Annotated in this window: 14 protein-coding genes and 1 pseudogene; 13 read left to right on the top strand and 2 right to left on the bottom strand. The window is 42.8% G+C overall.

Translation table 11 applies throughout. From position 1 onward, the window contains the following. Nucleotides 1-3: 3 nt before the first annotated feature. The 13 genes and pseudogenes from DFO73_RS01080 (at nt 4) to DFO73_RS01015 (ending at nt 11,217) form a co-directional block, all read left to right on the top strand. Nucleotides 4-1,068, top strand: a complete 1,065-nt coding sequence (locus tag DFO73_RS01080) for an inorganic phosphate transporter (protein WP_110062944.1) — start codon at nt 4-6, stop codon at nt 1,066-1,068. A 26-nt stretch (nt 1,069-1,094) separates the two neighbouring features. Continuing rightward, nucleotides 1,095-2,240, top strand: a complete 1,146-nt coding sequence (sat, locus tag DFO73_RS01075; protein WP_110062943.1) for a sulfate adenylyltransferase — start codon at nt 1,095-1,097, stop codon at nt 2,238-2,240. Between the two features lie 13 nt (nt 2,241-2,253). Continuing rightward, nucleotides 2,254-2,853 (top strand): adenylyl-sulfate kinase, encoded by a 600-nt coding sequence (cysC, locus tag DFO73_RS01070; RefSeq protein ID WP_110062942.1) that lies wholly within the window; start codon nt 2,254-2,256, stop codon nt 2,851-2,853. Nucleotides 2,854-3,307: 454 nt separating this feature from the next. Beyond that, nucleotides 3,308-4,084 (top strand): uroporphyrinogen-III C-methyltransferase, encoded by a 777-nt coding sequence (gene cobA / locus DFO73_RS01060; protein ID WP_110062940.1) that lies wholly within the window; start codon nt 3,308-3,310, stop codon nt 4,082-4,084. 251 nt (nt 4,085-4,335) lie between these two features. Then, a complete protein-coding gene (locus DFO73_RS01055) occupies nt 4,336-5,205 on the top strand; it encodes a sirohydrochlorin chelatase (protein ID WP_309043007.1) in 870 nt (289 codons plus the stop codon). After that, complete coding sequence (locus tag DFO73_RS01050; RefSeq protein WP_110062938.1) at nt 5,186-5,797, top strand: NAD(P)-dependent oxidoreductase; 612 nt, start codon at nt 5,186-5,188, stop codon at nt 5,795-5,797. The genes DFO73_RS01055 and DFO73_RS01050 overlap by 20 nt, the downstream gene beginning before the upstream one ends. Before the next feature lie 103 nt (nt 5,798-5,900). Continuing rightward, the gene (locus DFO73_RS01045) at nt 5,901-6,965 is read left to right on the top strand and encodes a sugar diacid recognition domain-containing protein (RefSeq protein WP_110062937.1); all 1,065 of its coding nucleotides are present in this window, start codon (nt 5,901-5,903) and stop codon (nt 6,963-6,965) included. 217 nt (nt 6,966-7,182) lie between these two features. After that, nucleotides 7,183-7,374, top strand: a pseudogene (locus DFO73_RS01040) (GntP family permease); the annotation flags it as partial. Between the two features lie 196 nt (nt 7,375-7,570). Beyond that, nucleotides 7,571-8,704, top strand: a complete 1,134-nt coding sequence (locus DFO73_RS01035) for a glycerate kinase (protein ID WP_110063520.1) — start codon at nt 7,571-7,573, stop codon at nt 8,702-8,704. A 111-nt stretch (nt 8,705-8,815) separates the two neighbouring features. After that, the gene (locus DFO73_RS01030; RefSeq protein WP_110062936.1) at nt 8,816-9,793 is read left to right on the top strand and encodes a quinone oxidoreductase family protein; all 978 of its coding nucleotides are present in this window, start codon (nt 8,816-8,818) and stop codon (nt 9,791-9,793) included. A 375-nt stretch (nt 9,794-10,168) separates the two neighbouring features. Then, entirely contained in the window at nt 10,169-10,738 is a 570-nt protein-coding gene (locus tag DFO73_RS01025; RefSeq protein WP_309042955.1) for a DsbA family oxidoreductase, read from the top strand. A 5-nt stretch (nt 10,739-10,743) separates the two neighbouring features. Continuing rightward, nucleotides 10,744-10,947, top strand: a complete 204-nt coding sequence (locus DFO73_RS01020; RefSeq protein WP_110062934.1) for a hypothetical protein — start codon at nt 10,744-10,746, stop codon at nt 10,945-10,947. Beyond that, nucleotides 10,948-11,217, top strand: a complete 270-nt coding sequence (locus DFO73_RS01015; RefSeq protein ID WP_110062933.1) for an OsmC family protein — start codon at nt 10,948-10,950, stop codon at nt 11,215-11,217. It begins immediately after the preceding gene. A gap of 26 nt (nt 11,218-11,243) precedes the next feature. Here DFO73_RS01015 and DFO73_RS01010 read toward each other — a convergent pair whose 3' ends face one another. Both DFO73_RS01010 and DFO73_RS28375 read right to left on the bottom strand, forming a co-directional pair. Beyond that, nucleotides 11,244-12,266 carry a DUF1646 family protein gene (locus DFO73_RS01010; RefSeq protein ID WP_110062932.1) on the bottom strand — a complete coding sequence of 341 codons (1,023 nt, stop codon included), beginning with the start codon at nt 12,264-12,266 and terminating at the stop codon, nt 11,244-11,246. 128 nt (nt 12,267-12,394) lie between these two features. Further along, nucleotides 12,395-12,559 carry a hypothetical protein gene (locus DFO73_RS28375; RefSeq protein ID WP_181395919.1) on the bottom strand — a complete coding sequence of 55 codons (165 nt, stop codon included), beginning with the start codon at nt 12,557-12,559 and terminating at the stop codon, nt 12,395-12,397. Between the last annotated feature and the right edge of the window lie 533 nt (nt 12,560-13,092).

Genomic DNA, 13,092 nt, shown 5'->3' with positions numbered 1-13,092 from the left:
ACCATGCTCACAATTATAGCGGTCACTGTTGGTTTGTTTTTTGCCATGAATATAGGTGCCAGCGGAGCAGCGGCATCAATGGGGATCGCTTATGGATCAGGTGTTATTAAAAATCGGATCATAGCTCTCATCCTTTGCGGAATGGCCGTTTTTTTGGGGGCATGGCTGGGCGGAGGGGAAGTCGTTAAAACAATGGGAAGCGGGATTGTACCGCAGAGCACATTCACAGAGGCCATTGCCCTCATTGTAATCGCCTCTGCAGCACTCTCGCTGTTCCTGGCTAATGTATTTGGCATTCCGCTGTCAACCAGCGAAGTAACTGTCGGAGCAGTAGTCGGTGCCGGGATTGTGTATCAATCAGTTTTTGCAGGAAAGCTGGCATGGATCGTCATGTTCTGGCTCCTAACACCGGTTGTTGCCTTTATTATTGCCATTTTGGCAGCAACACTGCTAAAGAAGCCTTTCATGCAAAAATTAGTCAGCACACCAAAGTCAATTCCGATTTTAACTGCCCTTGTCATTTTTATGGGCGTGTTTGAGGCCTTTTCTGCTGGCATGAATAATGTCGCGAATGCTGTTGGACCACTGGTTGGCGCAGGAATTATGAGCACAGCTAACGGAATCTTCTGGGGAGGATTATTCGTTGCACTAGGAGCGATTTTTCTCGGAAAAAAGGTTCTGGAAACGAATGGTAAAAGGATTACCAGCATCCGACTGGAAGAGGGCTGCGTCATTTCGGGCACAGGTGCCGGAATCGTCATGGTAGCATCGATTTTCGGAATTCCGGTCCCATTAACGCAAATCACGACTTCATCCATAATTGGAATCGGATTTGCCAAACAAGGCCGCTCCGTTCTAAAGAAGGATATTGTGGTCCAGCTATTGGTTGTATGGGTTGTTTCCCCAGTACTATCAATGGTTCTATCCTACACATTCATCCAGCTGGTCATTGAGCAGAATGTGTATCCGGTCATTGCAATGCTGGGCGTACTCATATCCGTTTTCGGAGTGAAGTTTTTAATGACTCAGGCAACTTCAAGTGCAAGGCCGTTAACTGAAAAAAAGTAAATTCTAACAAGAAAGGTTGATGAAAAATGGCTTTACCAAAACCTCATGGAGGAAAATTAATTCAAGCATTTAACCCGGATTATGATCTAACAGGAATTGAAAAAGAAATCTTGATTGACGCTATCGCACTCAGTGATCTTGAGCTGATTGGGGTAGGATTGTTCAGCCCCCTGACAGGTTTCCTTGGAAAAGCGGACTATGAATCTGTTGTAGAAAAAATGAGATTAGCAGACGGAACTGTTTGGTCAATCCCTGTTACACTCCCTGTATCAAATGAAAAAGCAGAAGAGCTTGCAGCTGGCGAGAAATTAAAGCTAGTCAACGAAGGCATTGTTTATGGCGTGATCACGGTTTCTGAGTGGTATGAACCGGACTTAAGCAAAGAAGCCAGTGAAGTCTACAAAACAGAAGAACTTGCACATCCAGGTGTAAAAAGGCTGTTCGAACGCGGACCGGTGTATGTTGCCGGTGAAGTAACCCTTATTAAAAAGCCTGGCAAGGGTGTAGCAGAAGATGTTTGGTTCGAGCCTCAAAAAACAAGAGCGTTATTTGAAGAAAAAGGCTGGAAAACCGTTGTGGGCTTCCAAACAAGAAATCCAGTTCACCGTGCTCATGAATATATCCAAAAGGCAGCCTTGGAAACAGTGGATGGACTTTTCCTAAACCCGCTAGTCGGTGAAACAAAGTCAGATGACATCCCGGCAGATGTCCGTCTGAAGAGCTATCGCGTCCTTTTGGAAAATTACTATCCAAAGGATCGTACACAGCTCGCTGTTTATCCGGCTGCCATGAGATATGCTGGCCCTCGTGAAGCAATTTTCCACGCGATTGCCCGCAAAAACTTCGGATGCACCCATTTCATTGTTGGAAGGGACCACGCCGGCGTAGGCAATTATTATGGGACCTATGATGCGCAGCATATTTTCAGCAATTTTACCGAAGAAGAGCTTGGCATCAAGCCTCTATTCTTTGAACATAGCTTTTATTGCAACAAGTGCGAAGGCATGGCTTCAGATAAAACCTGCCCTCACAGCAATGAGGACCGCGTTATTCTTTCAGGTACAAAGGTTAGGGAAATGCTCCGCAACGGGCAACTTCCGCCATCCACTTTCAGCCGGAAAGAGGTTGTTGAGGTATTAATTGAAGGCATGAGAGAGAAAGAAACTGTTTGAGGGGGACAGCAAAATGACGAAGGCAACAAACATAACCTGGCATGATGCCACTATATCTAAGGAAGAGAGACGCGCACAAAACGGCCATGGCAGTGTGGTGCTTTGGTTTACAGGATTATCCGGTTCAGGAAAATCGACCATTGCGAACGCAGTATCACATGAACTTTTTCGTCAGGGAATCAATGAATATGTCCTCGATGGAGATAATGTCCGTCATGGATTAAACAAGGATCTAGGTTTTTCAGAAAGTGATCGTAATGAGAATATCCGCCGAATTGGGGAGGTCGCCAAGCTGTTTGTCGACAGCGGAAAAATTGTCACAACAGCTTTTATCTCCCCATACCGTTCCGACAGAGACGGAGTACGGGCGCTATTTGAAGAAGGGGAATTTGTTGAAGTATTCATCGACTGCCCATTGGAAGAATGCGAACGCCGCGATCCAAAGCAGCTTTATGTAAAAGCGCGCCGCGGGGAAATTAAGGACTTTACAGGAATAGATTCTCCTTATGAAGCTCCTGACAAGCCGGAAATAACCATTCGGTCGGATCAATTTTCTGTTGAAGAAGCGGTGGAACAGATTTTAACTTATCTGCGCGAAAAAAATATTTTATAAAAATCGGGAGTCTCTTTTAAAGAAGAGGCTCCTTTTCTAAAACAATTCCTACTATTTCACTCTGAAAAATGGTATTATAAAAATCAATTAGAATAATAGCTTAATAAATGACTGTATAAGTATATATAAAATCAAAAACTGTTTTCGTATAGTTTGTTGCTTTTGGGCGCTTAACTGAGTATAGCCTCTGAGTTGATTGGAGCGGAGGGCACTAGACTCCTCGAAAATGCATTCGCATTTTCTTCGTGCGATGTTTACTCAATGATGCTTTTCCAATATCCTGCGGGAGGAGAGGGGGTGAGAGACCCCACAGGCGAAGCAGAGGAGGCTCTCATTCCTCCCCGCGGAAAGCAAGTGCCAGGAGCGGAAATTAACGGGCATCATTTACAAACTAAAACAACAATCAATGAGAAAACAGCCAAAAAAAAACATTTTAGAAAGGACGGTCATGAAGGTGACGGGAAAAGTTTATTTAGTGGGTGCAGGTCCGGGAGATCCCGAATTAATTACTGTCAAAGGAATGCGCTGCCTTCAGGAGGCGGATGTCGTTCTTTATGATCGTCTTGTGAATCCGGAACTTTTAAAATATGCCAAAAAAGAAGCGCAGCTCGTATACTGCGGGAAACTTCCAAATCATCACGTCATGAAGCAGGAAACGATTAACCATCTTCTTGTCAAATATGCTAAAAAGGGGCTGCAGGTGTGCCGCTTAAAAGGCGGAGATCCTTTTGTTTTCGGCAGAGGCGGTGAAGAAGCTGAAGAGTGTGTGAAAAATGGCGTCGCGTTTGAAATCGTTCCAGGTATTACCGCTGGAATTGCAGCTGCAGCCTATGCCGGCATTCCTGTTACACACCGGACCTTGAGCAAGAGCTTCGCATTTGTCACCGGCCACCAAGCGGGAAATGAGGAAGCAGAGCACCAATGGGCGCATTTGGCTCATGCAGTAGACACCATTTGTGTCTACATGGGGGTATCGCATTTGCCAAACATCGTGGAGAATTTACTGGATAATGGAAAATCCCCGGAGACACTAATTGCACTTGTACACTGGGGAACTCTGGGAGAACAGCGGACTGTAACAGGAACTCTTGCCAACATTGAAAAGAAGGTAAATGAAGCCAAAATCGTAAACCCCAGTATGATCGTTATTGGCGATGTAGTTAAGCTCCACGACAAAATTAACTGGTTCGAAGAAGAAGTTTTGCCCCAATTACCGGTAATGCAGGGGTAAAGTGAACATGTTTGTGGTATAGGAGGAAGGGAGAGTTTTTATACGTCCCTTCCAAGAAAAATGAACGGACTTAGATACTTCTCGCGGGAGTTTTATCAAAATGTACGCGCCTATAAGAGAAGTGAGCGCGAGGATATTAGTAATTGCGTTGTTAACAAGGAATTACACGTCGTGACTTGAATGGTGGTATGCATTCGTCCTCTAAAGAAATTGCGTTCATTTAATGGGATTTGCTCCGTTAAACAACAGCAATTATAAGTCTTATTGGAGTAAAATACCAAACTGCACACTCGTTATTTTACTTATCAAAAATATTAGTTCCCATAGTCTCTTCATTTATCTCAAACTATCAAGAAAGGAGTCCCCATATGAAAGCGATCTTATATATCGGCCATGGGACCCGGTCGAAACAGGGTGCTGCAGAAGCAAACCTTTTTACAGAAAGTGTCATAAAAAAGGTGGACCATCCCATTCAGCAGATGAGCTTTCTCGAACTCACAGAACCAACAATTGAAAAAGGGTTTGACCGCTGTGTCCAGGAAGGCGCTACGGACATAACAATCGTTCCTCTTTTTTTGCTGGCAGCTGTCCATATTAAGCAGGATATTCCCGACACACTTGCCCCTCTAATAGAAAAATACCCTAATATAAGCGTAACTATGGCCGATCCTTTTGGTGTGCAGGGGAGAATTCTGGACGCAATTGCTGAACTGGTCACCATAGAAGCCGAGCCAATTAGCCTGAATGATTCCATCTTGATAGTCGGCAGAGGAAGCAGCGACCCATCAATACAAGAATCATTCCACTTAATCGCACAAGGGATCAGCCAGCGGCTTGGCATAAAAGAGGTACACGTGTGTTATTTGGCAGCAGCGTCCCCAACATTCAAAGAAGGCCTAGATTCCATATGCGAAAAAGCTGCGGGGCGAATAATTGTCATCCCTTACCTTTTATTTGCAGGTCTTCTATTGAGTGAGGTTAAAAGAGAGGTACAAAAGAAGAAAAAACAGGGATACTCGATTTTACTAACTGATGCTTTGGGAAGCCATCAGGTTATACAGGATATTGTTATAGAAAAAGCTAACGGAAAGGAGAATGCCAGTGCAGCCGCTAGTCATTAATTTAACTGGCAAAAAAATTGTTATTGCAGGCGGAGGCAAGGTGGCATTCCGTAAAGCGATGGTGCTGGATGCAGAACAGGCAAATATTATGTTTATTGCACCTGATTTTTCAAAAGATGTCATTGGGCTTGCTAACCAAAAAGGGTATGAGCTGGTTCACCGAGAAGCCTATCCAGAAGATTTTGAGGATGCATTTCTCACCATCCTGGCTACCAATAATCGGAAGATTAACCATATACTAGCCAATTCACTTGCGCCTACACAGCTAGTTTGCGTTGTTGATGAATTCGGCGAAGGGAATGTGACTTTTCCGGCTGTTGTCCGCCGCGGCCATCTTCAGGTTTCCGTCACTTCAAACGGTGCTAGCCCTAAGCTTACCCGCAAGCTGAAAAAAGAATTGGAAGAGCAATTTAATGACAGCTGGACGGGATATACTGCCTTTTTGGCAGAATGCCGTGAGTATATCAAAAGGCTTCCAATCTCTTTAGATGAAAAAAATAAGCTTCTGGCAGAATTGCTGGATGACCAATATCGCTTCCACGAAGATGCACGCAAGGAAAAATGGAATCATTTGCAATCATTGCATATATAATTCATTCAAAAACCGTGTTCTGGACACGGTTTTTTATTTTAGTTTTATTGTGCATCTTCACTATGGTAAATTAAAACCAACGAAACAGGAAGGCGGCAGATATATGGAGTTTTTGACTCATGAGCTGGCTCAGGAAATAGTGGAACGGACGATGAAAATATTAAATAGAAATATAAACGTTATGAACGAGGAGGGCATTATCATTGGGTCGGGTGATCGCGGGAGGATTAACCAAATTCATGACGGTGCACTTTTAGTATTAAAAAAAGCTGAAAGCGTGGAAATTGAAGAATCAAAGGCTTCAGAATTAAAAGGATCAAAGCCGGGAATTAATTTGCCAATCCGTTTTAATAATCAAATTGTAGGTGTTGTCGGTATAACGGGAGAGCCGGAGCAAATCCGCAATTATGCAGAGCTTGTAAAAATGGCGGCAGAACTCGTGCTGGAGCAATCCTTCTTGCTGGAGAGAGTGCAATTGAAACAGCGTCTGCAAAGTGAAATTGTCAATCAGCTGATTTCTGATGAACAGATAAATGAGGTATGGATAAAAGAGCGCGCCGGCTTTCTCGGAATCGATCTTCAACAGCCCAGAACAGCGATTGTACTTAAACATTCAGGCAAACAAGAAACAACCAATCAAAAGCTCATCAGCGCCATTCAGTTTGAACTAGGAAAACAGGATCTAACAGGTGTAACGTTTAATAATGAAATAGTGATTCTTAAAGCAGGATCCCAATCTGAACGGAAAGTTTTTTTAAATCGGCTTGTCAAAGTTATAAAGGAAAAAACCCATATCGGGAGCGGCAGTCTGGCAGAAACCATCAAAGAAATGAAGACTTCTTTCCAGCAGGCACAAAGAGTTCTCATGCTTGGACAAAAGCTGGAGCCGGATGCCGGTTTTCATCTATATGAGGATTACCGGCTTGAAGTTACGCTATCCAAACTGGCACAAACTGAACAGGCTGACAATGCTTTCTCTTTTTACGATCGGCTGATTGAGCAGGATAAGAAAGGGGAATTGGCCCATACCCTTGATATTTACATAAAAGAAGGCGGAGAGCTGAACAAAATAGCAGAAAGCTTATTTATTCATCGCAATACACTCAGATACCGTCTGGATAAAATAATGGAATTGACTGGAAAGGATCCTAGAAATATAAAGAATTAAATGGAACTGTATATAGCAAAAATATTAAATGATCTATACTAATTGTGCATATGCACAATTTATTGATAATCCCCTTTAGTTATTTTATCTTCATTCACAATGTAATAAGCACCAAAAACGCTTACAATAGATACATAAGCAAACAAGCACCTTAGGAGCTATAAGTGCCTTAGTGATTGCTATTCTATTAATCTTGAAAAAAGTGCCGCCTGTTAGGATTGGGTATATCCCATTGGCAGGAGCTGCCATGATCCATGCTGGTGCCGCCGTACTTGACCACTTGCCGCCCTGAAGCTTTTCCCCCCCTGCAGGCAGCATTAATATGGAGATTAAAGAACGCTTATAAATGATGCCATACGAGTCTCTGGTCGGCTTAACACTCGCAATCATTTCAACTCTCGTATTTTGAGTCTTTATGCTTTTTGTATAAGGTGAAAACTTCCGCCGGTTGGATGCTTTTACAGTCGCACTGGTGGTTAGTTGAACCAATCGGGCATTTACAGGCAGCGACCCCCTGGCACAAAATTCTCTTTGAACTATTGGACTCTTGAAAAGGAGTCATACTGCCCGTTAATGCCGGATAAAAGAAAGGGAGATGTTTCATGATGAAAATAGTAATTGCGCCTGACTCCTTTAAAGAAAGTTTATCGGCTATGGAGGCTGCCAATGCGATTGAAAGAGGCTTTAAAGCCATTTTTCCAAATGCTGATTACAGGAAAATGCCGATGGCGGATGGTGGGGAGGGTACTGTCCAATCCCTGGTTGATGCCACGAATGGGACAATCGAGGAACGGACTGTGACAGGCCCGCTGGGAGAACCGGTTCAAGCATTTTTTGGTATAATGGGAGATGGAAAAACAGCAGTAATTGAAATGGCAGCTGCTTCAGGTTTGCATCTTGTACCTTCTGAAAAAAGAAACCCGCTAATCACTTCGACAAGAGGGACAGGCGAATTAATTGCTGCTGCAGTGGATCTAGGCGTTAAGCATATTATCATTGGAATTGGCGGAAGTGCTACAAATGATGGAGGCGCCGGAATGGTCCAGGCATTGGGTGGAAGGCTGCTTGATGAGGCTGGCCATGATATTGGCCCTGGCGGCGGTTCTCTCTCAAAACTGGCTTTAGTAGATTTAACAGAACTAGATACAAGATTGAAAGACGTTCATATCGAAGTAGCCTGTGACGTGGATAACCCGTTAACCGGACCAAGAGGAGCATCTGCGATTTTCGGACCGCAAAAGGGCGCAACACCTGAAATGGTAGAATTGCTTGATCAAAACCTGGCCCATTTTGCGGATGTGGTAGAAAAAGAGCTCGGCAGATCATTTCGTAATTTAGAGGGTGCAGGTGCTGCTGGCGGCCTTGGTGCAAGCCTGCTCGCCTTTCTGAATGCTGACTTAAAAAGAGGGATCGATATTGTCCTTCATGCAGTAAATTTCGAGGCTGAAGTACAAGATGCAGACTTGGTGATTACTGGCGAAGGGCGGATCGACAGCCAAACCATATATGGTAAAACGCCAATCGGTGTGGCGAAAGCAGCTAAGAAATATGGGGTATCTGTTATCGGCCTTGCGGGTTCATTATCTGATGATAGCCACGTCGTTCTTGAACATGGGATTGATGCACTATTCAGTATTGTCCCAGGCGTCATTATACATTCTGAAGCTTTTGAACATGCTGCAGTTTACATGGAAAGGTCGGCCAGAAACATCGCTGCGACCATAAAAATGACCAAATAAGATTGAATTTTGAAGCTGCCAAACGCAGCTTCTTTTTTCTGCAGAAAAAAGGCTTAGACGCTATCCAAAGAGAATATGTTTTTAAAGAATATTTAATTGGAGGCTATGTTGATGAAAGCAATTATTGTTCCTGAATACGGGAAGCCAGAGGTACTTACCTACACGGAAATGGATATTCCAAAAATCAAATCGAATCAGATATTGATTAAAGTTGAAAAAACAAGCGTCAATTATGCAGATGTGAAAGCAAGATATGGCCAGGGAGGAAATGGCCGGTTTCCGTTTATACCAGGATTGGATGCGGCGGGCGTAATTGTTGAAACGGGTTCCGGGATTACCAGGTTTCAAAAGGGTGATCGGGTCATTGCGTTTCCGGCAGAGGGTTCGTATGCAGAGTATATCGCTGCCGATGAAAATTTGACATTTTCGATTCCGGAAGAAGTCAGTTTTGAAACAGCTGCAGCCTGCCCGACGGTTTCATTTTTATCCTATAAAATGCTGGCTGATATTGCCCGTCTGGAAAAAGGCGAAACCGTTTTGGTTCATTCTGCTGCAGGGGGCGTGGGCACCACAGCGATCCAAATGGCAAAAATCTTAGGCGCAGGAATCATAATCGGAACAGTTGGCAGTGAAGCGAAAGTTCCTATTGCTCTGGAAGCTGGAGCAGATCATGTCGTTGTTTATGAAAGAGAAAACTTTGCAGATAAGGTGAACAGTCTTACAGAAGGAGAGGGTGCAGATATTATTTTGGATTCATTAGCGGGACCCATCACACAGCAAAGCTTTGGCTGCCTTGCTGATTATGGAAGAATGATACAGTTTGGGAATTCAACCGGAGAAACCGGCGAGATTAAAACAAACGACCTGCATAAAAGCTGCCGCTCTGTTTTAGGCTACAGCCTTGGTACGACCCGAAAAAAACGCCCCGAAACATTGAGTGAAACGGCAAATCAGGTAATGAATTATTTACAAGAAGGCAGGCTTAACGTACAAATAGGCCACAGATTCCCATTAGAAGAAGCAGCTGCTGCCCACAAGCTAATCGAAAGCCGGCTTAGCACAGGAAAGATCTTATTAGATATACGATAATTATATTATGTAAACTAATAATTCAGCTCCAAAAAATCAAAGACTGTTTCCAGGACAAATCTCTAATATTGGGCTAAAACAAAAAACGTACTGTTATATCCAACTTTTAAGCATATAAAAGGGTGGCTGTCAGTATAACATCTGCTGATTATACCTGAATTTTATAAAAACAGGACTACTATACAAGTTTTCAGCCAAAAAAACTCAATATTTTGCATTCTGCGTTTGAATACCACTTTTAAAGGAAAAAGTATCAACGACTATCTTAAAAGGAGACATTCTATGACTTTAAAAATCCGTGTGTATTCAGACTATGTTTGACCGTTTTGTTTTATAGCGGAGGTACCGCTAAATGAAGCCATTAAAGGCAAAGATGTGGAAGTTGAATGGATGCCTTATGAATTAAGGCCTTATCCGAATGAAACACTGAAGCCAGAAGGGGAGTACTTGCAGACCACTTGGAGAAATTATGTTTATCCAATGGCTGATCGGTTTGGCATAAAAATGGTATTGCCGCACGTATCACCGCAGCCCTATACCCACTTGGCTTTCGAAGGCTATCAATTTGCCAAAGAGAATGGAAAGGGAAATCAATATAACCATCGCATGTTTACAGCCTTTTTCCAGGATGAGCTCGATATTGGAAATATTGAGACCCTTACCAGATTAGCCGGTGAATTGGGTTTGGATGAAAAAGCTTTCAGGGACTCGCTGGAAACAAGAAGGTATAAGGAAGTCCATGAAGAAGCTCTAAGACATGCCTATAATGAAGCAGATATTCAAGCTGTGCCAACCTTTATAATTGGGAATACAGTTTTGTCGGGTGCACGCCCTAAGGAAATGATTGAAAAGGCAATCGAGGAAGAGCTGCAAAAACAAATTTCAAAACGGTTTCCAATGGTTTCGTATGCGGACCAGAGGGGTGCGGCTAAAAAGAAGGAGTGATACTTATGTCAAAGGATCCAATTGAATTAACAAAAATGACTATTTATCCCGAAGACACAGCGAATAAAGTGAAAAGCGCCTACATAAGCGGTTTTCAGCAGCCTGTATACTTTGGTGTCCATGGCGGTGTTAAGCAATTTTATGGGGTCGAACCGGAAGTGGAGTACCCTTCTACACTCGACCATATTGTTGCAGCTGCCGGCGGCTGACTGGTTGGAACATTAGCAGGCGCGCTGGAGGCGCGTCAAATTACAATTACTAAGGATAAATTGCGGGCAGATGTTCAAGGTGTCATTGAGGCACCTGAAGGCGTCTTGAAAATAACCACTATCCGCACAAAATTCACCCTGCTTATTCCTAAAGGCAAAAGAGAAACAGCAGAGCGGGCTCTTAATGTCTTCGAAAAAGCCTGCCCAGTTGCACAGACGCTTAAAGGGGCAATAAATATGGAAAACACATGGGAAATAATCGAAGAATAAATAAAAAGGACTGAGTTCAGTCCTTTTTATTTTATCCAAATTACCATAAAAATAAAATAAGCTACCATCGTAAACAAAGCTACCGGAACTCCAAATCGCGCCCATTCTTTACTCGTAATTTGCAGCTTGCCGGCTGCTATTATGTTTGGGATATTACCGGGAATGAGCATTCCTCCGCTAATGAGAAGTCCAAGGAGAATGGATTGAACTGTAAAATGGTCCATTGATGGACTAATTTCAGCGGCTGCCAGTGTCGCATTATCCAAAACGGCTGAAATCATATTAATCCAATAAAGCAGCAATGGGTTTAGACCGATCAAGAATTGATTGATCAATGGTTCAAAACCTGCACCTAGCAGGGTCAACCCCATCACGAAAAAATAAATCTTTATAGCCCGCACAAGAATTTCTTCATAGCTTTCACCAGCTGGCTTTTTACTGAAAGAACTTTTTCCCGATACCGGCCGTTTTACAAAAAGGGCTGCCAAAATCCCGAAAATCAGCAATGCAATCCCAATTTGCGTTCCCACCAATTCCAGCAAAAAGAAGAATTCTTCATTTAATTTGCTGATGGCAATGGTAGAAAGCGGCTCTCCAATCGGTGTCAATGCGGCTCCAAGGCCGATCGAAAAACAAGCCAGGACCGTAAGACGGATTTCAGACTCCCGATCCAGCCGAAGGGCACTGACAACTAGTACTAATACTAAAGCAGCAATTATGGCTGTGATGATGCTTGAGATTAAGCCAAGCAAAATGACAGTCAGAGCTGCAAATACGCGAAAGGGCAGTCTGCGGCTCACAGAAAGTATATAGCTTTCCAATTTTGCCTGAAACCATTTAAAGAGCAAGCCGGCTATAAATACAGCAACTGTGATCTTTACGGGATCATAAGCTGCTTTTAAAAAGAGCGTGCTATTCATGACTCCGCTTACCAATGCAGCGGACAGCCCCATCACGAAAAGAAACATTTCCAGGTTTTTTTCCACATATTCCGAAACAAACGGCAGCAGCAGGACAAGAATGAAAATAACCAGTAAACCAATAATCATCATCTATCTCCATTTGGTTATTTTCCAAGCTAAGCACAAGGAATACTACAAGCGTATGCGAAAAGAGGGACAAACTTTCCATAAAAAAAATCCCTGCGGTGAATGCGCAAGGGATTTTAATTAAGTAATCAGCTATAATCATTTAAGACGGTTCCTTTTAAGTCAAATTCCGGTTCATGATTTTGTACGGCATTGGAAGCATTAGGAGTTGTCTTTGCGGATTTCATTTCTTCAGTAACAGAAGATAATGGGGTAGTTTCGCTGCGTTCACCTTTATCTGGATACCACGACAAGTTCATCAACTCCTTTACAATATTTGTTTTTAAATTCCTATTTATTACATATATTCAAACATGTAATTTTTGGAAGTTGTTTTAGGGAGATAATTTTATCTTTCCCATAGAAGGATTTTCTATGCTATTGATGGATACATTAATAAAAGGAAAATTGTATGTGGGCGGAATGGTGAATTTGGCCAAATTCGAAAACCAAATCGAGGATGTCATTCTGAAACGCGGAAAAGATGATTGAAAATAGTGTCCAAAATGCGAACGAAGGGACCTATACAAGCAGAGCTGCAATAAGAAAATGATTGTTGACCAACAAGCACCTTTAATGACAAGGCTAAAGCAGGAATACATAAGAATTCCTGCGCTGTTGGACGGGTTAAATAAGATCACATGAGAAAAGTCTGCGGGTTATGGCAGGCTTTTTTGTTGTTTTTTGACTATTCAATCCTTTGAGCAGATCCCTTACAGTATGGTAAGATGTTATTTTATTTAAAACAAAAAATATTAAAATAGATTTCTGGAGAGAGGAAGTTCAA

The organism is Cytobacillus oceanisediminis (assembly GCF_003182355.1).
GTDB classification, from domain to species: domain Bacteria; phylum Bacillota; class Bacilli; order Bacillales; family Cytobacillaceae; genus Cytobacillus; species Cytobacillus oceanisediminis_A.
Note: the sequence above shows the minus strand (reverse complement) of the source record. Positions and strands in the feature narration are given on the sequence as shown.